We start from the raw sequence: 24,304 nt of genomic DNA on the forward strand, positions 1-24,304 counted from the left end.
GGTGCACCATTTTTACCCGAGTCGCTAATTTTTGCCGCAAAGTGCTTACCCGTGAAGAAACCGGGACTGAAACCGTCGACGTAAGACCTGAAATGGCGGTGGTTCCACGCGATCAGCACGCCATTTCCCGCAAAGATATCAGTGAAAATGCCCTCAAGGTGCTCTACCGTCTGAACAAGGCGGGCTACGAAGCGTATCTCGTCGGCGGCGGCGTGCGTGATTTGCTGCTGGACAAAAAACCCAAAGATTTTGACGTGACCACCAGCGCCACGCCGGAACAAGTGCGTAAACTGTTCCGCAACTGCCGTCTGGTCGGTCGCCGTTTCCGTCTGGCTCACGTGATGTTTGGCCCGGAAATCATTGAAGTCGCTACCTTCCGTGGTCACCACGACGGTTCCCCGGATGATCGCGCCACCTCGCAGCGCGGCCAAAATGGCATGCTGCTGCGCGATAACATCTTCGGTTCAATTGAAGAAGATGCTCAGCGCCGCGACTTCACCATCAACAGCCTTTATTACAGCGTGGCCGACTTTAGCGTCCGCGATTACGTTGGCGGGATGCGTGATTTGCAGGATGGCGTGATTCGCCTGATTGGCAATCCGGAAACCCGCTATCGTGAAGATCCGGTGCGTATGCTCCGCGCGGTACGTTTTGCCGCCAAACTGGATATGCGTATCAGCCCGGACACCGCCGAGCCAATCCCGCGTCTGGCGACGCTGATCAATGACGTGCCTCCGGCGCGCTTGTTTGAAGAATCCCTCAAGCTGTTGCAAGCGGGTTATGGTTTCGAAACCTATAAACTGCTGCGTGAATACAGCCTGTTCCAGCCGCTGTTCCCGACCATCACCCGCTACTTCACCGAAAACGGTGATAGCCCGATGGAACGCATCATCAGCCAGGTGCTGAAAAACACCGATAACCGCATTCACAACGACATGCGCGTTAACCCGGCGTTCCTGTTTGCCGCGATGTTCTGGTATCCGTTGCTGGAAACCGCGCAGCGCATCGCCCAGGAAAGCGGTCTGGCCTATTTCGACGCCTTCGCGCTGGCAATGAACGATGTGCTGGATGAAGGCTGCCGTTCTCTGGCGATCCCGAAACGTATTACCACACTGGTGCGCGATATTTGGCAGCTCCAGTTACGGATGTCCCGTCGTCAGGGTAAACGTGCGTGGAAGCTGATGGAGCACCCGAAATTCCGTGCGGCCTACGATTTGCTGGCACTGCGTGCGGAAGCCGAAGGCAACCACGAACTGCAACGTCTGACGCAGTGGTGGGGCGAATTCCAGGTGGCTGCACCACCGGCACAAAAAGACATGCTCAACGGCCTGGATGAAGAGCCAGCCGCACGTCGTCGCCATCGTCGTCCACGCAAACGCGCCCCACGTTCAGGCGGCAGCGCGTGACACGCGTTTATATCGCCGTTGGCAGCAATCTGGCGTCACCACTCGATCAGGTGAATGCAGCGATTGCCGCCCTCGGCGAAATCCCGCACACGGCGATTGCCGCCGTGTCGTCGTTTTACCGCACGCCCCCACTCGGCCCGCAGGATCAACCTGATTATCTGAATGCCGCCGTGGCACTTGATACAGATCTTGAGCCAGAAGCACTGCTCAATAGCACCCAACGCATTGAACTCCAGCAAGGTCGCGTACGCAAAGACGAGCGTTGGGGTCCACGCACATTAGATCTCGATATCATGCTGTTTGGCGATCTGACGCTGAACACCGAGCGTCTGACCGTGCCGCATTACGACATGCATAATCGCGGCTTTATGCTGTGGCCGCTGGCAGAAATAGCCCCCGATCTCATCTTCCCCAACGGTACTTCGCTGACGACCCTGCTGCAAAACCTCGACTGCTCAAAACCGCACCATTGGTAAACGGCAAAACCATTGCCGACATCCATCTGACTGATACAATGCCGCTAGATTCGGCTTTCGTTATCAGGAAACGCTATGAAACCCACCACCATCTCCCTGCTGCAGAAATGCAAACAGGAAAAGAAACGCTTCGCCACCATCACCGCTTATGATTTCAGCTTCGCGAAACTGTTCGCCGATGCCGGGATCGACGTCATGCTGGTTGGTGATTCATTGGGTATGACGGTTCAGGGCCACGACTCCACGTTGCCTGTCACCGTAGAAGATATCGCTTACCACACCCGCGCCGTTCGTCGCGGCGCGCCCAATTGTCTGTTGCTCGCTGACCTGCCCTTTATGGCTTATGCCACGCCGGAACAGGCATTTGAGAATTCAGCCGTGGTGATGCGCGCGGGCGCAAACATGGTGAAACTGGAAGGCGGTGCCTGGCTTGCGCCAACGGTGAAAATGCTCGCCGAGCGCGCCGTGCCAGTATGTGGTCATCTCGGCCTCACGCCGCAGTCAGTCAACGTCTTCGGCGGCTATAAAGTTCAGGGCCGTGGCGATGCGGCACAAACGTTGTTTGACGATGCGCTGGCGCTGGAAGCCGCAGGTATTCAGTTATTGGTGCTGGAATGTGTGCCCGTCGCATTGGCGAAACGCATCACCGAAGCGCTGACCATTCCGGTTATCGGCATTGGTGCAGGCAACGTGACTGACGGTCAGATTCTGGTGATGCATGACGCATTCGGCATTACTGGCGGCCATATTCCTAAATTTGCCAAAAATTTCCTGACCGATGCAGGCGACATGCGTGCCGCCGTGCGGCAGTATATTGCCGAGGTCGAGTCCGGGGTGTATCCGGGCGAAGAACACAGTTTCCATTAAGGAGTTTGTTGTGCTGATTATCGAAACCCTGCCGCTGCTGCGCCAGCATATCCGTCGTCTGCGTCAGGAAGGCAAGCGCATCGCGCTGGTGCCGACCATGGGCAACCTGCACGATGGGCATATGAAACTGGTTGATGAAGCCAAAGATCGCGCCGATGTGGTGGTGGTCAGTATCTTCGTTAACCCGATGCAGTTCGATCGCGCCGACGACCTGGCCCGCTATCCGCGCACCTTGCAGGAAGACAGCGAGAAGCTGAACAAACGCAAAGTCGATTTTGTGTTCGCCCCTGCCCCGTCCGATATTTATCCGCAGGGCACGGATACCCAAACGTTTGTCGATGTGCCGGGCATTTCTACCATGCTGGAAGGTGCGAGCCGTCCGGGCCATTTCCGTGGCGTGTCCACCATTGTCAGCAAGCTGTTTAATCTCGTACAGCCGGACGTAGCCTGCTTTGGCGAGAAAGATTTCCAACAGTTGGCGCTGATCCGCAAAATGGTGACCGATATGGGCTACGACATCGACATCGTCGGCGTACCGACGGTGCGCGCCAAAGATGGTCTGGCGTTAAGCTCGCGCAACGGTTATCTCACTAACGACCAGCGTAAAATCGCGCCGGGCCTGAGTAAAGTGATGAACGGTATCGCCGAAAAACTGCTGGCGGGTGAACGCGATTTGGAAGAGATGATCGCCCTGGCTGAACAGGCACTGACTGAAAAAGGCTTCCGCGCCGACGACATTCAGATTCGCGATGCCGACACTCTGCTACCGCTGTCTGAAACCAGCCCACGCGCGGTGATCCTGATGGCGGCATGGCTCGGTCAGGCGCGTCTTATCGACAATAAAACGGTTGAATTAACCCAGTAGACAGGGGTTAAAAAACGGGCAATACTGCCTTGAAATACGCCCGGCGGCGCAAAACTCGCCGGGCCTACGTAGGTCGGGTAAGCGAAGCGTCACCCGACACAGCTCCGTGAAGGTAAAGGTAAAGTTATGATTCGCACTATGCTGCAGGGCAAGCTCCACCGCGTAAAAGTCACTCAGGCGGACCTGCATTATGAAGGCTCTTGCGCCATCGACCAGGATTTCCTCGACGCCGCCGGTATCCTGGAAAACGAAGCCATTGATATCTGGAATGTGACCAACGGTAAACGCTTCTCGACCTATGCGATTGCCGCCGAACGTGGCTCCAGAATCATTTCTGTGAACGGTGCGGCAGCGCATTGCGCCAGCGTCGGCGACATCGTGATTATCGCAAGCTTTGTCACCATGTCTGACGCAGAAGCTCGCAGCTGGCGTCCAAATGTCGCTTACTTCGAAGGTGACAACGAAATGAAACGCACTGCGAAAGCCATTCCGGTGCAGGTAGCGTAATCCTACCCTTGCGGCTGATTGCTGATCAGCCGCGACATCGTCTCTAACGAATCCGTTCTTAAGATGTACAAGCGTTTCAGTAAGAACGGATTATCGCCCGGTTTTACCTTCCCCTTCACCGTCGTCACCGCCATATGAAAACCGGCGTCATTTGCCGCCTGCACCGCCGTGGTGTTGTAACCGCCAAACGGGTACGAAAGATACAGCACATGCGGGTTGAACTGGCTCAGGGCGCGGCGTGAACGCTCAAAATCGAACAGAATATTATGATAGCTGCGGCTCAATAAAATCGGCCGACGCCCGGCGTCTACGCGATGCAGGAAATGCGTATGCGACTGGATATCGAATACATCCTGAATCTGTTTCAATTCGGAAACGCTCATAAACTGGAGCGATTTCGGGTCCCACTTCTGCGGATGCCCTTTAATACGGGATGAAATGATAAACGCCGTCGCTTTGAAGCCGTACTCTTTCAATACCGGATACGCGTAGCGGTTTACCGATTTCAGTCCGTCATCGAAAGTAATCACCACCGAACGCGCTGGCAAATTCATTTTATTGCGGATGTACCCTTCGAGTTGGTACATCGTCAGCGTGGTATAGCCCTGATCGCGCAGCCATGTCATTTGGTTGCTGAATGCACGCACCGAGGTCGTGGTCGATGTATGGCGGAAACGGGTATTTTCTTCATCGCGCAAAATATGATGGTAAGTCAGCAGCGGAATACCGCTGTCCTGTTGCGCATCGAGGCTGCTTATCCACGCCAGCCGGTTACCGATGCGGATCTGATACCAGGTCTGGTTCAGCCGATCTTTAAGTTTGGCGATGATCGGATAGCGCAGGTTTTCCGCCAGCACGCCAAACGGCGCACTGCCCACATTCGGCGCGTTATAAACCGGGGTATCACGCCAGGTGATGAGATTCTGATTGCTGAGGGGCTTATTCAGGTCGCCGAGGCTGTCTTCTACGCGTTGTTTGCCTTGTACCGGCTCAAGGTGTCCTTTATCGATGAAGCCCGTACCAAAGCCAAAACTGAATTCGTAGTAATCAGCAGCAGTCAGCACCACCGCGAGGATTTGCCCTGCGCTGATATTCCCGACGGTAACAACATCGTTGCCAACCTGCGCCCAAATAATGGCATCTTCGGTGGTTTGCATATAGCGGGCGGGCTGTCCGTGCTGGCTCAGCAAACTGGCCGACGCCGTGCCACAGATAAAGATCAGAAAGGAAAATATAACGCGAATCAGCATGCGCTCTAACCGGTGCGATAAGTCAGTCATTAGTGTAACAAAAGCCGCGTTAATACCAACGGCTAATTCGCATACAGGTCATGCAGGAGAACGAAAGGCGGATTTTTTTGCTGCTGATGCCACAGGCTGCTGACATCGGGAAAACCGTGCTCAACGATAGTATCGCGAAACGCCGCACTGCTGAGGGTTTCACGCATTGGCAGCATCATTTCGATAAGCGGATAGTTAATGCCGGAGATCACTTCGCAATGGGAATGTTTATGGCTCATTAATGCAGCGACACGATACGGTGCATCGCCTGCGCTGTCGGTCAGAAAAATAACGCCTTCGCCGGAGTCGGTTTGATGCAGCGCATCGCACATCATGCGGCTAAGCATATTGCTGCTGAGCCCACGCCAGAAACTCACCGCCTGGCATTGTGGCGGCGGCCCAAATTTCTTTTCCAGTCGATCAAGTAGCGCCTGCGCGCGATCGTCATGACAGGTAATCACCCAACCTAACATAGCCCACTCCTTAGCAGGCAAGTAGTTTAGCGGAGTGAAGGTTGAGGAGGGGTGCTTTCGATCAAGGTTTGGTTTGCCGAAAGCGAAGGTTCAGAGAGCCGAACTGAGACTTTCTCCGTAGGCCGGGCAAACAAAGTGCCGCCCGGCACACGAAAACCAACTTAGCTACGCAGCCCACGACCGCGCTGGATGAGATACCAGCACAGCGCGTAAAACGCGATGATAAACACCACTAAAACGCCCACGGTCGTGAACAGCGGAACGTCGCTAATACCGAGGAAGCCAAAGCGGAAGCCGCTTATCATGTACACAATCGGGTTCAGGTGCGACAGCGCCTGCCAGAATGGCGGTAGCAGCGTCAGTGAATAGAACACGCCACCGAGATAGGTCAGCGGTGTCAGCACGAAGGTTGGGATCAGGCTGATATCGTCAAACGTTTTGGCGAACACCGCGTTCAACAGACCCGCCAGCGAGAACAGAATCGCCGTCAGCAGCAGCGTCAGGCCGACAAACAACCACGAGTGAACCTGGAACGGAACGAAGAACAGCGAAATCGCCGTGACCAGCACGCCCACACACAACCCACGCGCCACGCCACCGCCGACATAACCGGCGATCACCACGTGCGTCGGCACCGGAGCCACCAGCAGTTCTTCGATATTGCGCTGGAATTTGGCGCTAAAGAACGACGACGCTACGTTGGCATAGGCGTTGGTGATCACCGCCATCATGATCAGACCCGGCACGATGAACTGCATGTAGGTGAAGCCATGCATGTCGCCAATCCGTGAACCGATCAGATTACCGAAGATGATGAAATAGAGGGTCATGGTGATGACCGGTGGAACCAGAGTCTGGATCCAGATCCGCATAAAGCGGTTAATTTCTTTGGCCCAGATACTTTTGAGCGCTACCCAATACAGCTGCATCATGCCTGTTCTCCTGACTTACTATGAACCAGCGTGACGAACAGCTCTTCCAGACGGTTAGCCTTGTTACGCATACTTAAAACTTGCACGCCCTGCGCGCTTAGCTGAGAAAATACGCTGTTAATGCCCTGCTCACGCAGCACTTCCACTTCAAGCGTTGACGTGTCGACCAGACGGTACTGATAGCCCTCCAGCTTCGGCAGCGGGCTTTTAGCCGCCAGATCGAGAATGAAGGTTTCCGATTTTAGCTTCGACAGCAGGTTTTTCATCGACGTGTTTTCCACCAGCTCACCGTGTTGAATGATGCCGATGTTACGGCACAGCATTTCGGCTTCTTCGAGATAGTGGGTGGTCAGGATGATGGTGGTGCCTTTATCGTTAAGATCTTTCAGGAAGCCCCACATAGAACGGCGCAGTTCGATATCCACGCCCGCCGTCGGTTCATCCAGAATCAGCAGTTTCGGCTCATGCATCAGCGCACGGGCGATCATCAGACGGCGCTTCATCCCACCGGACAGCATCCGTGCACGTTCGTTGCGTTTTTCCCACAGATCGAGCTGTTTCAGGTACTTTTCGCTACGTTCAATCGCGTCTTTGCGTTCTACGCCGTAGTAACCGGCCTGGTTGACGACTATTTGTTGTACAGTCTCAAACGGGTTGAAGTTGAATTCCTGCGGCACCAGCCCGAGCTGGCGTTTAGCGTTGACCACGTCTTTCGCCAGATCGTAGCCGAAGACGTTGACCTGGCCGGAGGTTTTGTTCACCAGCGAGCTGATAATCCCGATAGTCGTGGATTTCCCCGCACCGTTGGGCCCGAGCAGCGCATAAAAGTCCCCTGCTTCGACCGTCAGGTCGATTCCCCGCAGCGCCTGAACGCCGCCTGGATAGGTTTTTTTAAGCTGTTTCAATTCAAGTGCAATGGTCATTCATTTTCTCTTTTTAAAAGCTTGCAATCGATGTGTGGTTTTAAATAAAGCCGAGTTGACCTATATTAGCGCAACGCACTTACTTGGTTACAGGTCATTAACTTCCATGAACGACATAGATACACTCATCAGCAACAATGCACTATGGTCAAAAATGCTGGTGGAAGAGGATCCCGGTTTTTTTGAGAAACTGGCACAGGCGCAAAAACCGCGCTTTCTATGGATTGGATGCTCCGACAGTCGCGTTCCCGCTGAACGTCTGACAGGTCTGGAGCCGGGCGAACTCTTTGTTCACCGTAACGTAGCCAACCTGGTGATTCACACCGATTTAAACTGCCTGTCTGTCGTTCAGTATGCGGTAGATGTGCTGGAAGTCGAACACATCATCATTTGTGGTCACTATGGTTGTGGTGGCGTGCAGGCGGCGGTTGAGAACCCTGAATTGGGTCTGATCGACAACTGGTTACTGCACATTCGTGACATCTGGTACAAGCACAGTTCATTGCTCGGCGAAATGCCGCAAGAGCGTCGCATGGATACTCTGTGCGAACTGAACGTGATGGAGCAGGTGTATAACCTTGGTCACTCAACGATTATGCGTTCAGCCTGGCAACGTGGGCAGAAAGTGACCATCCACGGCTGGGCTTACGGTATTCACGACGGTTTGCTGCGCGATCTCGACGTCAACTCGACCAACCGCGAAAGCCTGGAACAGGGCTACCGTAAAGCGCTGTCCAATCTGCATACTCGCCACATTAACCACAAATAAATCTGCAAAAAAGCCGGGTGGCGGTTTCGCCTTGCCCGGCCTACTTCTACCCGGTTTGCGTTAGCACCACCGGGCGATTTATTTTTTACTCGTCCAGCAACACCACTTTCCCGACGTACGGCAGATGGCGATAACGCTGCGCGTAATCAATGCCATAGCCGACAACAAATTCGTCAGGGATCGAGAAGCCAACGAACTCAACCGGGACGTCGACTTCGCGACGGGTCGGTTTATCGAGCAGAGTACAAATCGCCAACGATTTCGGTCCACGCAGGCTGAGGATTTCGCGTACTTTCGACAGCGTATTACCAGAATCGATAATGTCTTCGACGATCAGCACGTCTTTGCCGCGAATATCTTCGTCCAGGTCTTTGAGGATTTTCACATCACGGGTGGTCGACATCCCGCTGCCGTAGCTGGAAGCCGTCATAAAATCGACTTCGTGAGAGACGTGCACTTCACGGCACAGGTCCGCCATGAACATAAATGAGCCACGCAACAGGCCAACCAGCACCATTTCGCTGCCGCTGTCCTGATAATGTTCGGTAATTTGACGGCCTAATTCGGCGATACGTGCTTTGATCTCCGCTTCCGGGATCATCACTTCAACAGTGTGTTTCATATAACTAACCATCTGATTTCAGAGATAAATCTATCAACCGCATGCACTCATGTACACGCCCTTGATCGGCAAGCCATGCAGTATACCAGTAAAACCCTTTATCGGGTGGATGTGATAAGAAAGCTCAATTTGTGATTCCGATCACACTTGTTAAATCCTATACTTAATTGCTACTAAAAAATTAACGAATTATAGGTGTGCTTTCTATGGCGGAAACAAAAACACAACAGCGCGGACTTCTTGTGAAGTTGACGGCGCTGTTTGCAGCCTTTTGCGGGCTGTATCTTTTAATCGGCGGAGTCTGGCTCGTATCACTGGGCGGCTCCTGGTATTACCCAATCGCAGGTCTGGTGATGCTGGCTGTCACCGTGATGCTGTGGCGGGGCCAACGTTCAGCATTATGGTTGTATGCGCTGGTGCTGCTGGCGACCATGATTTGGGGTGTCTGGGAAGTCGGCTTCGACTTCTGGGCGCTGACGCCGCGCAGCGATATTCTGGTGTTCTTCGGCATATGGCTGATTTTGCCATTTGTCTGGCGTCGTCTGATCGTACCTTCGGCGGGTGCAGTTGCCGCACTGGTGGTGGTTCTGCTGATTACCGCAGGCATTCTGACCTGGGCGGGCTTCCACGATCCGCAGGAAATCAATGGCACGCTGAGCACAGAAGTGACACCAGCGGCACCGATTTCTCAGGTCGCCGATCAGGACTGGCCTGCGTATGGGCGTAACCAGGAAGGTCAACGCTGGTCGCCACTCAAGCAGATCAACGCCGATAACGTTCACCAGTTAAAAGAAGCGTGGGTCTTCCGGACCGGCGACCTGAAACAGCCGAACGATCCAGGTGAAATCACCAACGAAGTGACGCCAATTAAAGTGGGCAACATGCTTTATCTTTGCTCTGCACACCAGCGCGTGTTCGCTCTGGATGCGGCAACGGGTAAAGAGAAATGGCACTTCGATCCGCAGCTCAATACCAATACCTTCTTCCAGCACGTGACCTGTCGTGGCGTCTCTTATCACGAAGCGAAAGCCGATAGCGCGCCTGCGGATGTGGTTGCGGACTGCCCGCGCCGTATCTTGCTGCCAGTGAACGACGGTCGTCTGTTCGCGCTGAATGCCGATACTGGTAAGCTGTGCGAAAGCTTTGGCAACAAAGGTGTGCTGAACCTGCAAACCAACCAGCCAGTGACGACGCCAGGCATGTACGAGCCAACGTCGCCGCCGATTGTGACCGATAAAGTCATCGTCATTGCTGGTTCCGTCACCGATAACTTCTCCACGCGTGAAGCGTCTGGTGTGATTCGTGGTTTCGACGTGAACACCGGCAAACTGCTGTGGGCCTTCGATCCGGGCGCGAAAGATCCGAACGCTATCCCGAACGATGAACACAAGTTCAGCCTGAATTCGCCGAACTCCTGGGCGCCTGCCGCCTATGACGCGAAACTGGACATAGTTTACCTGCCGATGGGCGTAACGACGCCGGATATCTGGGGCGGGAACCGCACACCTGAGCAGGAACGCTACGCAAGCGCGATTGTGGCGCTGAATGCCACCACCGGTAAACTGGCGTGGAGTTACCAGACCGTTCACCACGATCTGTGGGATATGGACCAGCCGTCACAGCCAACGCTTGCTGATATCAACGTCGGCGGTAAAACCGTTCCAGTGGTTTATGCGCCTGCGAAAACCGGCAACATCTTCGTACTCGACCGTCGTAATGGTCAACTCGTCGTGCCTGCACCGGAAAAACCGGTTCCACAAGGTCCTGCAAAAGGCGATCGTCTGAGCCCGACTCAGCCGTTCTCCGACCTCACTTTCCGTCCGAAGAAAGATATGAGCGGCGCGGATATGTGGGGCGCGACCATGTTTGACCAACTGGTGTGCCGCGTGATGTTCCACAAACTGCGCTACGAGGGCATCTTCACGCCGCCGTCTGAGCAAGGCACGCTGGTGTTCCCGGGTAACCTGGGGATGTTCGAATGGGGTGGTATTTCCGTTGACCCGAATCGTCAGGTTGCGATTGCTAACCCGATTGCCCTGCCGTTTGTGTCACGTCTGATGCCACGCGGTCCGGGTAACCCGATTGAGCCACCAACAGATGCGAAAGGTTCTGGCACCGAAACCGGTATTCAACCGCAGTACGGCGTGCCGTATGGCGTGACGCTGAATCCGTTCCTGTCGCCATTTGGCCTGCCGTGTAAACAACCGGGCTGGGGTTATATCTCTGCTCTGGATCTGAAAACCAACCAGATCGCATGGAAAAAACGTATCGGTACACCGCAGGACAGCCTGCCGTTCCCGCTGCCGTTTAAACTGCCATTCAATCTGGGTATGCCGATGCTGGGTGGCCCAATTTCCACCGCCGGTAACGTCCTGTTTGTTGCAGCAACCGCAGATAACTATCTGCGCGCGTACAACATGACCAACGGTGACAAGCTGTGGGAAGGCCGTCTGCCAGCGGGTGGACAGGCAACGCCGATGACCTATGAAGCGAATGGCAAGCAGTACGTTGTCATTTCAGCAGGCGGTCACGGTTCGTTTGGTACGAAGATGGGCGACTACATTGTGGCCTACGCTTTGCCGGACGACGCGAAGTAAGATGAAATTGCCCGGCGGCGCGATGCTTGCCGGGCCAAAAAACGTAAGCCGGGTCAGGCGTTAGCCGCCACCCGGCTTTTTTACACCGTAAATCCGAGCATCATGCCGGTGTCTTCATGCTCTAACAGATGGCAATGCGCCATATAGGCATGTTCTTTCGATGCTTCATGGTCGAATTTCACCAACACTTCGCTCACCGCACCTTCCACTCTCACCGTATCTTTCCAGCCTGCACGATGGGCCGCTGGCGGCTTACCGTTTTCCGACAGAATGCGGAATTGCGTGCCGTGGATGTGGAACGGATGCAGCATCATGTCGCCCTCACCTGAAATCGTCCAGCGCTCGAACTGCCCTCGGCTGGCGGCAAACATTGGCTTGTTCATGTCGAAAGCCTGGCCGTTGATGCGGTTGGCGTTGTGGAAATCAAAGCCTTTACTACCGTGATTCATCTGGCCCATGTTGCCATGATCCATGCCGTCCATTTTCATGTCGCCATGGCCCATCATCTGTCCGTGGTCCATACCGCCCATCGCCTGCTTGCCGTATTTTTTCATCAACGCCTGCATGCCCATCATGTCGAGCATTGGGTCCATCGACAGCTGGAATTTGCGCTGAGTCAGCCCATCGAGCGATGGCAAGGCAGGGATCGACGCCAGCACATCAGGCAGTTTGGCAGAGGCCGGGATCGGCAGCGGCTGAATGCGCATCACCGGATGCGCTTTATCGAACGGCGCGATCGCCATGCCCATCTGATTCACTGGCAGCATCACGAGGTCAAAAGGTTTGCCGTCGCTGGTGTCCACCAGCACCTCAAAGCGTTCGCCCATCAGCATCGGCAGTTCAGAGACTTTGACCGGTTCAGACAGCAAACCGCCGTCGCTGGCAATCACATACAGTGGACGGTTATCGCTGGTCGCCAGCGTCATCGAACGGGCATTACAGCCGTTCAGCAAACGCAGACGCAGCCAGCCTTTTGGCGCGGCATGCTGCGGATAAATCGCGCCGTTGGTGAGCAGCGTATCGCCAAACCAGCCGACGGCAGCGGTCATGATATCGAGCTGATAATCAATCTCTCCGTTCACGCTGAAACGCTTGTCCTGGATGATCACCGGCACATCGTCGATGCCCCACTGTTTCGGCAGCAACAGCGAATGAAGGAAGGGATCTTCAATCAGGACCAGCCCCGCCAGCCCCATCGCCACCTGATGCCCGGTTTTGCCGTGCTGATGCGGATGGAACCAACAAGTCGCGGCCTGTTGCGTTGGGGTAAACGTCACGGTACGTGTTGCGCCGGGTTTGATGACCCCCTGCGGGCCGCCGTCCACTTCTCCGGGAATTTCCAGTCCGTGCCAGTGAAGGGTGGTCTCTTCTGCCAGTTGATTGTGGATATCGACAGTGACCGCTTTACCCTGCTGCAATTGCAGCGCGGGACCTAACAGATTGCCGTTATAGCCCCATGTCGTGGCGTTATGCGGGCCAAACTGTGTTTTGCCACTTTGCACCGTCAGTGAGATGCGGCTGCGGGAATCGGCGGTGAGTAAATTGGGAATCGGTAACGCGGGGCGATCGGCAGCCAGTACACTTCGACTCCATATCGGTAATGCGCTGGCGACACCCACGGCGGTGGCCAATTTGATAAATTCACGACGTTGCATCTTCACTCCCTTTACGTATGCTGGCGAATTCTTGAGCTTAAACCTTTCCCTTACCGGAAGGTCAAGCATAATCCCTTCAATAAAGCCCTGCGCGGCATTTAGAAGTATGCTAACGTTGAATTTCGTGGATGCATTGGTAACTAAAATGAAGACGTTTTTTAGAACTGTGGTACTCGGAACGCTGCTCGCTATCTCCGCTAACAGCTATGCACTGAGCGAATCCGAGGCCGAAGATATGGCCGATCTGACGGCGGTATTTGTGTTCCTGAAAAACGACTGTGGCTATCAAAATCTGCCGAACCAGCAAATTCGTCGTGCTTTGGTCTTTTTTGCCCAGCAAAATCAGTGGGATCTGAGCAACTACGACACCTTTAACATGAAGGCACTCGGCGAAGACAGTTACCGCGATCTCAGCGGCATTCGCATACCGACTTCCAAAAAGTGCAAAGCACTGGCTCGTGATTCCCTGAGCCTGCTCGCCTACGTTAAGTAATCCTTTCTGCTGAAATAATGACCGTGCATCACCGGTCATTGTTGGCTACTATGTTGCGCCCGTTTTAAAAGGGCGTTAACGAAGGAGAAATCCCGCCATGACCGACACCACACTGTGGCATGAAACGCTGCACGATCAGTTTGGTCAGTACTTTGCCGTTGATAAAGTGCTGTATCACGAGAAAACCGATCATCAGGATCTGATTATCTTCGAGAACGCCGCATTTGGGCGCGTAATGGCGCTGGACGGCGTAGTGCAAACCACCGAGCGCGATGAGTTTATCTATCACGAAATGATGACTCACGTTCCCCTGCTGGCCCACGGTCACGCAAAACACGTGCTGATTATCGGCGGCGGCGATGGCGCGATGCTGCGCGAAGTGAGCCGTCACAAACATATCGAGACCATCACCATGGTGGAAATCGATGCAGGCGTGGTCTCCTTCTGCCGCCAGTATTTGCCCAACCACAATGCCGGAAGCTATGACGATCCGCGTTTCAGCCTGGTCATTGACGATGGCGTCAATTTTGTTAACCAGACGACGCAAACGTTTGATGTGATCATCTCCGACTGCACCGACCCCATCGGGCCGGGCGAAAGCCTGTTTACCTCGGCGTTCTATGAAGGCTGCAAACGCTGCCTGAACCCGGGCGGGATTTTCGTTGCGCAGAACGGTGTATGCTTTCTGCAACAAGATGAAGCGCTCGACAGTCACCGCAAACTCAGCCACTACTTTAAGGATGTGAGTTTCTATCAGGCGGCGATCCCGACCTATTACGGCGGCATCATGACCTTTGCCTGGGCGACGGACAACGAGGCGCTGCGCCATCTCTCCACCGAGATAATCCAGGCCCGGTTCCATCAAGCTGGCTTGACCTGCCGTTATTACAATCCGGCGATCCACACCGCGGCCTTTGCCCTACCGCAATACTTGCAGAACGCACTGTCTGCATCTGAGGAGGTGAACCCAATTGAAAAAGCTTAAACTGCATGGCTTTAACAACCTGACCAAAAGCCTGAGTTTTTGTATTTACGATATCTGCTGCGTGAAAACAGCAGAAGAGCGCGATGGTTATATCGCCTATATCGATGAACTCTATAACGCCAACCGTCTGACCGAAATTCTGTCAGAAACCTGCTCAATTATCGGCGCCAATATCCTGAACATCGCGCGTCAGGATTACGAACCGCAGGGTGCCAGCGTCACCATTCTGGTGAGCGAAGAGCCGGTTGATCCGCATCTGATCGACACCACTGAACACCCCGGCCCGCTGCCGGAAGCCGTGGTTGCCCATCTCGATAAAAGCCATATCTGCGTGCATACCTATCCGGAAAGCCATCCAGAAGGCGGTCTGTGTACCTTCCGCGCCGATATTGAAGTGTCCACCTGTGGGGTGATTTCACCGCTGAATGCGTTAAATTATCTGATCCACCAGTTGGAGTCGGATATCGTGACCATCGATTATCGCGTCCGCGGCTTTACCCGTGACGTGAACGGCATGAAGCATTTTATCGATCACGAAATTAACTCCATTCAGAACTTTATGTCCGACGACATGAAGGCGCTGTATGACATGCTGGATGTGAACGTGTATCAGGAAAACATTTTTCACACCAAGATGCTGCTGAAAGAGTTCGACCTGAAACATTACATGTTCCACACCAAACCGGAAGATTTGAGCGAAGAAGAGCGCAAGGCCATTACTGACCTGCTCTGGAAAGAGATGCGCGAAATCTACTCCGGTCGGAATATGCCCGCCGTGTGATCCGCAGGCGGAGCAAGGATGCTCCGCACCGTTAAACCATTATTTCTGGTTGATGAATTTGCGGTACGCCGCAATGACCAAAAGAAAGTCTTCGACACCACACATCGACAAGCTTTCCTCGTCGTAGTAGCTCATCCCCTCTTCCATCTCATCGCCGGATATTTCCATCAGATTAGCGCGCACCATCACTTCTTCGCCGTCCAGCCAGACAGTGTATTCATGGCCCGTCTGCTGCCAGGAGTTCTCCGTACCTTTTACCGTCTGAGCCGCCTGTTCGACTTCGTCCAGTAGCGCTAAATTATCGTTCACCTCTTCGTTGAACCAGTGCCCGACGGCCTCGTGGCCCATCGACATCCGCACTTTTACGCCTCCGGTAATGTCGCGCAGAAATTCGTATTCCATTGTCTTTTCCTCTCAAGGGCAACGCGTCACCGCTGCATTGTACCCATGCTGTAATTATCGCAGTTGAGAGAAAGAAAAAAAGCGTGGCGGGTGTCGGAAGAGAAAATAAAAAACCCCGCCTCATAAGAAACGGGGTTTTGTCTTTTATAAGCCGGATATGCCCGGCCTACATTAGACCGCGGTCTGGAAAATCACGCCGTCCGCTTTCTCGGTGTACTGGGAAAGCTTATCGAAGTTCAGATAACGATAGGTGTCGACGGCGGTCTTATCGACCTGCGCCACGAACGTCTGATACTCATCCGGCGTTGGCAGTTTACCAATCAGCGCCGCAATAGCTGCCAGTTCAGCAGAAGCCAGGAACACGTTGGCACCTGTACCTAAGCGGTTCGGGAAGTTACGCGTTGAGGTGGAAACCACCGTCGAGTTATCTGCCACACGCGCCTGGTTACCCATACACAGTGAACAGCCCGGGATCTCGATACGCGCACCGCTCTTACCAAAGATGCTGTAGTAGCCTTCTTCGGTGAGCTGTGCAGCGTCCATACGAGTTGGCGGTGCGACCCACAGGCGAGTGGGCAACTGGCCTTTGTGGTTGTCGAGCAGTTTACCCGCCGCGCGGAAGTGACCGATGTTGGTCATGCAAGAACCGATAAACACTTCGTCGATTTTCTCGCCCTGCACGTCAGACAGCAGACGCGCATCGTCCGGATCGTTCGGCGCACACAGAATTGGCTCTTTAATATCCGCCAGATCGATGTCGATCACCGCTGCGTATTCCGCATCAGCATCGGCTTCCATCAGTTGCGGATCCGCCAGCCATTTTTCCATGCCCTGGATACGACGTTCCAGCGTACGGCGGTCGCCGTAACCTTCGGCAATCATCCACTTCAACAGCACGATGTTGGAGTTCAGATACTCTTCGATCGGTGCCTGGTTCAGTTTGATGGTACAGCCTGCAGCAGAACGTTCGGCGGACGCATCGGTCAGTTCGAATGCCTGCTCGACTTTCAGATCCGGCAGACCTTCAATTTCCAGAATGCGGCCAGAGAAGATGTTTTTCTTACCCTTCTTCTCAACGGTCAGCAGACCCTGTTTGATCGCATACAGCGGGATCGCATGTACGAGGTCACGCAGAGTGATGCCCGGCTGCATTTTGCCTTTGAAGCGCACCAGTACAGATTCCGGCATATCGAGCGGCATCACGCCTGTCGCAGCAGCAAACGCCACCAGGCCAGATCCCGCCGGGAAGGAAATACCGATTGGGAAACGGGTATGGGAATCACCGCCAGTGCCCACGGTATCCGGCAGCAGCATACGGTTCAGCCACGAGTGGATAACACCATCGCCCGGACGCAGAGAGACGCCGCCACGGTTCATGATGAAGTCAGGCAGCGTATGGTGCGTGGTCACGTCAACCGGCTTCGGATACGCGGCAGTGTGGCAGAAGGACTGCATCACCAGATCCGCAGAGAAGCCCAGACACGCCAGATCTTTCAATTCATCACGGGTCATTGGACCGGTGGTGTCCTGTGAACCGACAGACGTCATCTTCGGTTCGCAATATGCGCCAGGACGCACACCGGCAGTGCCGCATGCGCGACCGACCATTTTCTGCGCCAGCGAATAACCGCGAGTGCTTTCGGCGACATCTTTCGCGTGACGGAACACGTCGCTGTGCGGCAAGCCCATCGCTTCACGCGCTTTAGTCGTCAGGCCGCGACCGATGATCAGCGGAATACGGCCACCGGCACGGACTTCGTCGATCAGTACGTCGGTTTTCAGCTCAAAGCTTGCCAGCAGTTCGTTGGTTTCGTGGTTACGCACTTCACCTTTGAACGGGTAAACGTCAATCACGTCGCCCATGTTCAGGTTGTTCACGTCCACTTCAATTGGCAGCGCGCCTGCATCTTCCATGGTGTTAAAGAAGATTGGCGCAATTTTGCCGCCCAGCACCAGACCGCCACCGCGCTTATTCGGCACGTTAGGAATGTCATCGCCCATAAACCACAGCACCGAGTTGGTGGCAGATTTACGGGAAGAGCCGGTCCCGACCACGTCACCGACGTAGGCCAGCGGGAAACCTTTTTTGTTCAGTTCTTCGATTTGTTTAATCGGACCAACGGCACCTGGCTGATCAGGCACAATGCCTTCGCGGGCATTTTTCAGCATTGCCAGGGCGTGCAGCGGGATATCCGGACGAGACCAGGCATCCGGTGCCGGAGACAGGTCATCGGTATTGGTTTCACCGGTCACTTTGAATACGGTAACGGTGATTTTTTCAGCCAATTGCGGACGGTTTAGGAACCATTCGGCATCAGCCCAGGATTGCATCACCTGCTTCGCATAGCCGTTGCCTGCTTTCGCTTTTTCTTCTACATCGTAAAAGTTATCGAACATCAGCAGGGTTTGAGACAAAGCTTTCGCGGCAATCGGTGCCAGCGTGGCGCTGTCCAGCGCGTCAATCAGCGGATGAATGTTGTAACCGCCCTGCATAGTACCCAGCAGTTCGATAGCTTTCTCAGGGGTTACCAGTGGGGAAGTGGTCTCGCCTTTGGCGACGGCGGCAAGGAATCCGGCTTTCACGTAGGCAGCTTCGTCTACGCCTGGTGGGACTCGGTTGATCAGCAAATCTAACAGGAATTCTTCTTCGCCCTTAGGCGGCGCTTTCAGCAGCTCGACGAGTGCGGCCATTTGGGTTGCATCTAAAGGTTTTGCAACAATCCCCTCGGCGGCACGTTCAGCTACGTGCTTACGGTATTCTTCTAGCACGACGGTTCTCCTCGCTCTCATTGTCATATGCGGCCGGCGTTCTCTTCACGCTCCTGTGAGACAGCAGTTAGTAGGGTACATGCCCGATACCGCGTCGGGCAGCATAGCAGGATTTAGTAGGGGTGTTAATCCGTTTACAAAAAAGCAACATTAAAAAATAAGCTGAATCGTGAAAGCTCATAACTGCGGGCTGAAAGATTTATTTTGGACAGAATAATTCTTATGGAAATGTAAGAACTGAGCAAAATCCCCACAAAAGTCAAAAACAAAAAATAAGTCTCCCTATACTCCCGGCAACGCTGCCATTTTCGGCAATACTCTCTGTAACAGGCCAAATTTTTGTGCCAGGAGAACCACATGACGTTGCCTTTTAAGCCCCACATCCTTGCGCTGATTTGTAGCGCCGGGCTATTAGCCGCTGCAGGAACGCTGTATGTCAAAAGCCGGGCTGCGGAAACACCTCCAGCTCCCGCTCCTGTCGCACAACCCGCCGCGCCTGCTGTCGTTGCAACGCCACCGGTTGCAGCACCCACGCCTGCTGGCGCGCAGCCCGTTGCTGCCACTTTTACCCCGGCGCAGATCGATCAGCTAACGGCCCCGGTTGCACTCTACCCTGATAACCTGCTGTCGCAGGTGCTGATGGCGTCAACCTACCCAACCAACGTGTTACAGGCCGTGCAGTGGTCGCAGGATAACCCAACCATGCAGGGCGATGCTGCTGTGCAGGCCGTCGGCAATCAGCCGTGGGACCCAAGCGTAAAATCGCTGGTTGCTTTCCCTGCGCTGCTGTCATTGATGGGTGAAAATCCGCAGTGGGTACAAGATTTGGGCAATGCGTTTCTGGCGCAGCCACAGGACGTGATGGATTCCGTGCAGAAACTGCGTGCCGTTGCTCAGCAAACCGGAACGTTAAAATCGTCGCCACAGCAAAAAGTGACGACCACCAAAGTCACCCCGCCTCCGGTGACGTCCTCTGCCACGCCAACACAAACCAACACGACCGTTGTCGAGTCAGCACCGGCAACCCAGGTTATCAAGATTGAATCTGCCGATCCGAACGTGGTGTATGTGCCAACGTACAACCCGAATACGGTGTACGGCACCTGGCCAAGCACGTCGTATCCGCCTGTGTATCTGCCGCCCACGCCGGGCCAGCAGTTCACCAACAGCTTTGTGAATGGCTTTGGTTACAGCCTCGGCGTAGCAACCACCTATGCCCTGTTCAGCAGCATCGATTGGGATGATGATTACCACCATCATGATGACTATGATCACCACGATGGCGGCTATCACGGCGGTGGAAACAACAACATCAACATCGATGTGAACCGTTATAACCATTTCGGCAACCAGCGTCTGAATGGCAATAATTCCAACTGGCAACACAATCCGGCCTATCGCAATAACGTGCCGTATCCGAATAACAACGTGTCGCAGCGCTTCCATCAGACTAACGTGCCGGGTGGCCTGAGTGCGACGCAACACACTACGGATCAGCGTCAGGCAGCATTGAATCAGTTCCAGCAGCGTACCCATAACGGTGCGGCAGCAGGTCTGACGGCGGGGGGTGCAGCCACAGCTGTTGCGGGAAACCGTGATGCCCAGCGTCAGGCGGCCTCGAAGCAACTGAATAATATCACTCAGCGCAGCAACTATCGTGGTTACGACACACCGCAGAATCGGGCCGCAGCGAAAGACAAGTTGCAAAACCCATCAGCGCAACAGCAACAGCGCCGGGATAATGCGAAGTCGCACGTGCAGAACCCTACCGCGCAGCAGAAGCAGCACCGTGAAGCGGCGAAATCACAGGTCCAGCAGCACCGTTCAACTGTCACGCCTGAGCAACATCAGCAACGCCAGCAAAAAGTGCAAAACGCGCGTTCTAATGCGTTCAGCGGCAATGACAGTCGGTCGCCGTCCTGGTCCGCTCAACAACAACGTGGAACGCAAAGCCGTAACACGGCACACCTGAATAATAATCAGCGCGCAGCGGTTCAGCAGCACGCCGGTCAACATCGCGAACTGCGTCATCGCTAAGGAAAAGCCATGAAAAAATTAATGATTTCTGGCTGGTTGGCGCTGTTTGCCCTGCCCGCCTTCGCCCAGCAGAATTTTACTACGCCGGAAAAAGCGGCTACCGCGCTCGCGGATGCTGTATCTACTCAGAACGATACAGCATTGAATGATTTACTCGGCGAAAACTGGCGGCAGTATTTGCCGCAGCAAGAAGCAGACCCGGAAGCAGTCGCCCGTTTTTTGCGTGACTGGAAAGTCGGTCACAAGATTATTGAACAGGGCGACACCGCCCATCTGAACGTAGGCCGTGAAGAGTGGCAGTTGCCCATCCCGATGCTGAAAACGGCTGAGGGTTGGCATTTCGATATGGCGCAGGCGGAAGATGAGATCCAGACGCGCGAAATCGGCCGCAATGAACTGTCGGCGATTCAGGCCATGCACGCCTACGTGGATGCGCAAAATGATTATCACCAACGCTTCCAGGTCTATGCGCAGAAGCTGTTAAGCACTGAAGGCGAAAAAGACGGGCTTTACTGGCCGACTCAGCCGGGCGATGACCCAAGTCCATTAGGCCCGGCCTATAGTCCAGTAGAACCCGATGCGGGCTACCACGGCTATCGTTTCCGCATTATTCCTGATACCGACAAGCAGGGCTTCGCGCTAATTGCCTGGCCGGTAACATACGGTGAAACCGGGATCATGAGTTTCATGATTGATGAGAACGATAAGGTCTGGCAGATGGACGGCGGTCCACTTTCGGCGCAGAAAGCAAAAGCCATTAAAGCTTTTGCCCCGGAAAAACCCTGGCAGGAAATAGAACAGTAAAGACAAAAGGGTTCACGCATTGTGAACCCTTCTTATTTTATAGCCCTGCCTGACGCCAGTGTGGTTTTATCACTCCTCTTTATCACCAGGTCAGCGCAAAGAAAAATAAAATCACAACTATCAAACCAACCCAGGTAAAGAAAAGTCCTGACAAGTCATCGCTCATATTTCACCCTCATTTCCGTTGGTGCTTCTTTGCTATTCTGTGGTGTTACTGTAAGAGCAGACGGGAGCAAAAAATAAAAGCCATCATCAACAATAACCACACGCCCGTAAAACGATAAAGTCGCTGATTCATTCTTTCTCCTCAATAAGCATTCCAGTCTGACAAATCACCGACTGAGCACTTCTTTTCACGTACAGGAAGTAATACAGCATCGAAATAAGCACCAGCACCGCACCTGTATAATAGATAACACGATAACCAAGATGGCCGATAATCAAACCGAAGATTAACGCCCCCACGGCCAGACCTAAATCCATGGCATTAAAGAACAAAGAATTCGCCACACCGACTTTGTGATGTTCCACCGAATTAATGATTTGCGTCTGGATAATCGGCGTGACGGAACCATAGCCAATACCGATAAGCGCGCCCGCGATCACCATCATAAAACTCGTCGACGTCCAGCCCAGAACAATAAGACCGGCGACAAAGATCAGCATGCAAGGGTAAACCACAAAACCAGCACCATGCTTGTCACAAATGTTGCCGGTAAACAGTCGGCAGAACATCAGGAAAGCGGCATAACACAACAGGAAGTTACTGGCAGCCGACATCAGGTTAATCTCACGGGCATATAAGGACAAAAATGCGGAGATCCCGGAGTAGGCAAACGTCATCAAAAAGGCAATAAAGGCAAACGGCAGCGCTTTACGATCAAACAACCCGGCAATGCCTTCTTTCTTATGTGTTGCCGGGTGCGAAATATGATGCTCATTCACTTTGATCATTAATGACAGAGCAATTCCCACCACCGCAGCAACGATGCATAAGATGAATGCCGGGCCGAAATAATGGAAACGGGCCATGTTAATCCCGATAAAAGGCCCTACGACCATCGCCAGTCCCATCGCCAGCGAGAAAAAGCTGATGCCTTCGCCTCTGCGCGAAGTGGGGATAAGCCGGGCAGAAATGGTACCCTTCACTGTCGTGATCACGCCGAAAGAAAAACCATGCAGAATACGAACCGCCAACAGGCTGGTTATTGAATGAAAGAATGGATAGAGCATCGTAATCGCGGCGAAGAACAAAGATGAAATCACCAGGATCTTTTTATTCGAATATTTTCCAACCCAATGACCGGCAATCGGTCGGGTAATTATCCCGGCAATTAAGAATGTCGTGACCAACAACCCAGCCTGGTCCGCATTAGCATGCAGTTGTTCGGTAATATAAATAGGAAGTAAAATAAGCAGTATGTAAAAGACAAAGAAAATAACAAAACTTATCGTTGTTATCGCAGTGAAATTCTTTGTCCAAAGTTTCTCTTTCATGATTCCTCGCATTATCTGTAGCGGTCCATCCTTGTCGTTTTCGCCTGAACAGGCAGCGAGAGAATAAAGAACCTCATGTCAGCGGCGGCATCTGTTGGCATTTCCATTTGATAAATACAATTTACGCCGAAAGTTAAAAGTAGTAAAATTAATCATTCTTATTCAGTTCATAAGGATTAACTTATGACACTAACGCAAATAATGGCTTTTGTTCAGACGGTCGAATGTGGCGGTTTTACCAAAGCGGGTGAGCGATTACATATGTCACAGTCCGCCGTCAGTCAGGCGGTGGCAGGCATTGAGGCCGAACTGGGCGTGATATTACTGGCGCGCAACCGCCGTAAGGGCCTGTCGTTAACGCCTGTCGGGAAAAGTATCCTTGAGCGCTTTACCCAAATTCTCTACGAAATAGAAGAGATCCATCACTTAGCGGCATTGGACAAAACAGAGTTACGGGCCACCCTGCATCTCGGCTGCTTCTCGAGTATTCTGGTACGAATCCTACCGAACGTGGTGCGTCTGTTTGCGCAGCGTTATCCCCATATAGAATTAATTCTCCATGAAGAAAATAACCATAAAATTAATGAGGATGTCAAAGCAGGAGAGTTTGATTTGGGTTTTGTGGATACAGAATCCAGCGGCGTGCACAGCGTTCCTTTATTTAAAGACCACTTCAAACTCATCGTTTCAGATAATCATCCGACCGCCCGGAAAAACAGAAAATTTACGCTGAAGGATTTACACCAGCAGGATCTCATTGTCAGCAAATCGCGCTATGAAAAACAGATTCTGGATTATCTGGCAGAAAACAAGATTGAGCCGTTGGTGAAATATGAGTTTTCCCATCCTAGTACCGCCCTCAATTTCGTCCGGCAAGGCTTAGGCGTGACGCTTCTGCCCGATATGACCTTCGTGTCGACAGAACCAGGCGTCACCGCTGTTTCATTGGGGGATCATTTCTACCGGGACATTTTTTTGATTACCAAAAGCCAGCCGCATGAAAACTCAGCGCTTAAGCTGCTGATTGATTTTATTGTGGAAACTATCGAGAAGGAAAAATTTAAACCGAGGGATTCATCGCTCAAAGAATAAAAGCGATACGGCGCTTCACATGCGAGCACAAAAAAGCAGAAGTCATTCCATCTCTTCTGCTTTTTAATTCGC

At 53.4% G+C, this 24,304-nt stretch carries 22 protein-coding genes; 13 read left to right on the top strand and 9 right to left on the bottom strand.

Annotation, left to right across the window (positions count from 1 at the left end):
- Positions 1-8 precede the first annotated feature (8 nt).
- The 5 genes from pcnB to panD all read left to right on the top strand — a co-directional run bounded on the left by pcnB (position 9) and on the right by panD (position 4,121).
- Positions 9-1,406, top strand: coding sequence for a polynucleotide adenylyltransferase PcnB (gene pcnB, locus VH187_RS02480; protein WP_329699989.1), 1,398 nt, complete (start codon positions 9-11; stop codon positions 1,404-1,406).
- Positions 1,403-1,882 carry a 2-amino-4-hydroxy-6-hydroxymethyldihydropteridine diphosphokinase gene (gene folK, locus VH187_RS02485; RefSeq protein WP_329699898.1) on the top strand — a complete coding sequence of 160 codons (480 nt, stop codon included), beginning with the start codon at positions 1,403-1,405 and terminating at the stop codon, positions 1,880-1,882. Before pcnB ends, folK begins: the two co-directional genes overlap by 4 nt.
- Positions 1,883-1,957: 75 nt before the next feature.
- Positions 1,958-2,749, top strand: coding sequence for a 3-methyl-2-oxobutanoate hydroxymethyltransferase (gene panB, locus VH187_RS02490; protein WP_329699899.1), 792 nt, complete (start codon positions 1,958-1,960; stop codon positions 2,747-2,749).
- 10 nt (positions 2,750-2,759) lie between these two features.
- The gene (panC, locus tag VH187_RS02495; protein ID WP_329699900.1) at positions 2,760-3,614 is read left to right on the top strand and encodes a pantoate--beta-alanine ligase; all 855 of its coding nucleotides are present in this window, start codon (positions 2,760-2,762) and stop codon (positions 3,612-3,614) included.
- A 126-nt stretch (positions 3,615-3,740) separates the two neighbouring features.
- A complete protein-coding gene (gene panD, locus VH187_RS02500) occupies positions 3,741-4,121 on the top strand; it encodes an aspartate 1-decarboxylase (protein WP_329699901.1) in 381 nt (126 codons plus the stop codon).
- Positions 4,122-4,123: 2 nt separating this feature from the next.
- Here the strand turns inward: panD and VH187_RS02505 are convergent, their stop codons facing one another.
- From VH187_RS02505 to VH187_RS02520, 4 genes are all read right to left on the bottom strand, one after another.
- Entirely contained in the window at positions 4,124-5,371 is a 1,248-nt protein-coding gene (locus tag VH187_RS02505; protein ID WP_329699902.1) for a polysaccharide deacetylase family protein, read from the bottom strand.
- A gap of 62 nt (positions 5,372-5,433) precedes the next feature.
- Positions 5,434-5,874, bottom strand: coding sequence for a PTS sugar transporter subunit IIA (locus tag VH187_RS02510; protein ID WP_329699903.1), 441 nt, complete (start codon positions 5,872-5,874; stop codon positions 5,434-5,436).
- 161 nt (positions 5,875-6,035) lie between these two features.
- Positions 6,036-6,806 (bottom strand): ABC transporter permease, encoded by a 771-nt coding sequence (locus tag VH187_RS02515; RefSeq protein WP_329699904.1) that lies wholly within the window; start codon positions 6,804-6,806, stop codon positions 6,036-6,038.
- Positions 6,803-7,729: an ABC transporter ATP-binding protein gene (locus tag VH187_RS02520; protein WP_329699905.1), complete on the bottom strand. Its 927-nt coding sequence runs from the start codon at positions 7,727-7,729 to the stop codon at positions 6,803-6,805. The genes VH187_RS02515 and VH187_RS02520 overlap by 4 nt, the downstream gene beginning before the upstream one ends.
- 106 nt (positions 7,730-7,835) lie before the next feature.
- On the opposite strand from VH187_RS02520, the gene can reads away from it, so the two are divergent.
- On the top strand, positions 7,836-8,498 hold the full coding sequence (gene can / locus VH187_RS02525) for a carbonate dehydratase (RefSeq protein ID WP_329699906.1): 663 nt from the start codon (positions 7,836-7,838) through the stop codon (positions 8,496-8,498).
- Between the two features lie 85 nt (positions 8,499-8,583).
- On the opposite strand, the gene hpt is transcribed toward can, so the two are convergent.
- Positions 8,584-9,120, bottom strand: a complete 537-nt coding sequence (gene hpt, locus VH187_RS02530; protein ID WP_329699907.1) for a hypoxanthine phosphoribosyltransferase — start codon at positions 9,118-9,120, stop codon at positions 8,584-8,586.
- 206 nt (positions 9,121-9,326) lie between these two features.
- On the opposite strand from hpt, the gene VH187_RS02535 reads away from it, so the two are divergent.
- Positions 9,327-11,717, top strand: coding sequence for a glucose/quinate/shikimate family membrane-bound PQQ-dependent dehydrogenase (locus VH187_RS02535; protein WP_329699908.1), 2,391 nt, complete (start codon positions 9,327-9,329; stop codon positions 11,715-11,717).
- A gap of 80 nt (positions 11,718-11,797) precedes the next feature.
- Here VH187_RS02535 and cueO read toward each other — a convergent pair whose 3' ends face one another.
- Complete coding sequence (cueO, locus tag VH187_RS02540) at positions 11,798-13,372, bottom strand: multicopper oxidase CueO (protein WP_329699909.1); 1,575 nt, start codon at positions 13,370-13,372, stop codon at positions 11,798-11,800.
- 145 nt (positions 13,373-13,517) lie between these two features.
- On the opposite strand from cueO, the gene VH187_RS02545 reads away from it, so the two are divergent.
- The 3 genes from VH187_RS02545 to speD all read left to right on the top strand — a co-directional run bounded on the left by VH187_RS02545 (position 13,518) and on the right by speD (position 15,631).
- Entirely contained in the window at positions 13,518-13,865 is a 348-nt protein-coding gene (locus VH187_RS02545) for a YacC family pilotin-like protein (RefSeq protein ID WP_329699910.1), read from the top strand.
- 97 nt (positions 13,866-13,962) lie between these two features.
- The gene (speE, locus tag VH187_RS02550) at positions 13,963-14,850 is read left to right on the top strand and encodes a polyamine aminopropyltransferase (RefSeq protein ID WP_329699911.1); all 888 of its coding nucleotides are present in this window, start codon (positions 13,963-13,965) and stop codon (positions 14,848-14,850) included.
- The gene (gene speD / locus VH187_RS02555) at positions 14,837-15,631 is read left to right on the top strand and encodes an adenosylmethionine decarboxylase (RefSeq protein WP_329699912.1); all 795 of its coding nucleotides are present in this window, start codon (positions 14,837-14,839) and stop codon (positions 15,629-15,631) included. Before speE ends, speD begins: the two co-directional genes overlap by 14 nt.
- A gap of 39 nt (positions 15,632-15,670) precedes the next feature.
- On the opposite strand, the gene yacL is transcribed toward speD, so the two are convergent.
- Together yacL and acnB are read right to left on the bottom strand one after the other, a co-directional pair.
- Positions 15,671-16,033, bottom strand: coding sequence for a protein YacL (gene yacL / locus VH187_RS02560; protein WP_329699913.1), 363 nt, complete (start codon positions 16,031-16,033; stop codon positions 15,671-15,673).
- Positions 16,034-16,204: 171 nt separating this feature from the next.
- Positions 16,205-18,802: a bifunctional aconitate hydratase 2/2-methylisocitrate dehydratase gene (acnB, locus tag VH187_RS02565; RefSeq protein ID WP_329699914.1), complete on the bottom strand. Its 2,598-nt coding sequence runs from the start codon at positions 18,800-18,802 to the stop codon at positions 16,205-16,207.
- 357 nt (positions 18,803-19,159) lie between these two features.
- Here acnB and VH187_RS02570 point away from each other — a divergent pair, with 357 nt between their 5' ends.
- Entirely contained in the window at positions 19,160-20,839 is a 1,680-nt protein-coding gene (locus VH187_RS02570; RefSeq protein ID WP_329699915.1) for a DUF3300 domain-containing protein, read from the top strand.
- Between the two features lie 9 nt (positions 20,840-20,848).
- Positions 20,849-21,643: a DUF2950 family protein gene (locus VH187_RS02575; protein WP_329699916.1), complete on the top strand. Its 795-nt coding sequence runs from the start codon at positions 20,849-20,851 to the stop codon at positions 21,641-21,643.
- 294 nt (positions 21,644-21,937) lie between these two features.
- Here VH187_RS02575 and VH187_RS02580 read toward each other — a convergent pair whose 3' ends face one another.
- Positions 21,938-23,140, bottom strand: coding sequence for an MFS transporter (locus VH187_RS02580; protein WP_329699917.1), 1,203 nt, complete (start codon positions 23,138-23,140; stop codon positions 21,938-21,940).
- 183 nt (positions 23,141-23,323) lie between these two features.
- Here VH187_RS02580 and VH187_RS02585 point away from each other — a divergent pair, with 183 nt between their 5' ends.
- On the top strand, positions 23,324-24,232 hold the full coding sequence (locus tag VH187_RS02585) for a LysR family transcriptional regulator (RefSeq protein ID WP_329699918.1): 909 nt from the start codon (positions 23,324-23,326) through the stop codon (positions 24,230-24,232).
- The last annotated feature ends 72 nt before the right edge of the window (positions 24,233-24,304 follow it).

Origin of the sequence: Scandinavium sp. (genome assembly GCF_036271055.1) — a bacterium.
Taxonomy (GTDB): Bacteria; Pseudomonadota; Gammaproteobacteria; order Enterobacterales; family Enterobacteriaceae; genus Scandinavium.

Excerpts from the sequence above, each read along its gene's own strand:
- panB (WP_329699899.1), top strand. The coding sequence starts at position 1,958 with ATGAAACCCACCACCATCTCCCTGCTGCAGAAATGCAAACAGGAAAAG.
- panD (WP_329699901.1), top strand. The coding sequence starts at position 3,741 with ATGATTCGCACTATGCTGCAGGGCAAGCTCCACCGCGTAAAAGTCACT.
- VH187_RS02505 (WP_329699902.1), bottom strand. The coding sequence starts at position 5,371 with ATGCTGATTCGCGTTATATTTTCCTTTCTGATCTTTATCTGTGGCACG.
- VH187_RS02510 (WP_329699903.1), bottom strand. The coding sequence starts at position 5,874 with ATGTTAGGTTGGGTGATTACCTGTCATGACGATCGCGCGCAGGCGCTA.
- VH187_RS02515 (WP_329699904.1), bottom strand. The coding sequence starts at position 6,806 with ATGATGCAGCTGTATTGGGTAGCGCTCAAAAGTATCTGGGCCAAAGAA.
- VH187_RS02520 (WP_329699905.1), bottom strand. The coding sequence starts at position 7,729 with ATGACCATTGCACTTGAATTGAAACAGCTTAAAAAAACCTATCCAGGC.
- can (WP_329699906.1), top strand. The coding sequence starts at position 7,836 with ATGAACGACATAGATACACTCATCAGCAACAATGCACTATGGTCAAAA.
- hpt (WP_329699907.1), bottom strand. The coding sequence starts at position 9,120 with ATGAAACACACTGTTGAAGTGATGATCCCGGAAGCGGAGATCAAAGCA.
- VH187_RS02535 (WP_329699908.1), top strand. The coding sequence starts at position 9,327 with ATGGCGGAAACAAAAACACAACAGCGCGGACTTCTTGTGAAGTTGACG.
- cueO (WP_329699909.1), bottom strand. The coding sequence starts at position 13,372 with ATGCAACGTCGTGAATTTATCAAATTGGCCACCGCCGTGGGTGTCGCC.
- VH187_RS02545 (WP_329699910.1), top strand. The coding sequence starts at position 13,518 with ATGAAGACGTTTTTTAGAACTGTGGTACTCGGAACGCTGCTCGCTATC.
- speE (WP_329699911.1), top strand. The coding sequence starts at position 13,963 with ATGACCGACACCACACTGTGGCATGAAACGCTGCACGATCAGTTTGGT.
- yacL (WP_329699913.1), bottom strand. The coding sequence starts at position 16,033 with ATGGAATACGAATTTCTGCGCGACATTACCGGAGGCGTAAAAGTGCGG.
- VH187_RS02570 (WP_329699915.1), top strand. The coding sequence starts at position 19,160 with ATGACGTTGCCTTTTAAGCCCCACATCCTTGCGCTGATTTGTAGCGCC.
- VH187_RS02575 (WP_329699916.1), top strand. The coding sequence starts at position 20,849 with ATGAAAAAATTAATGATTTCTGGCTGGTTGGCGCTGTTTGCCCTGCCC.
- VH187_RS02580 (WP_329699917.1), bottom strand. The coding sequence starts at position 23,140 with ATGAAAGAGAAACTTTGGACAAAGAATTTCACTGCGATAACAACGATA.
- VH187_RS02585 (WP_329699918.1), top strand. The coding sequence starts at position 23,324 with ATGACACTAACGCAAATAATGGCTTTTGTTCAGACGGTCGAATGTGGC.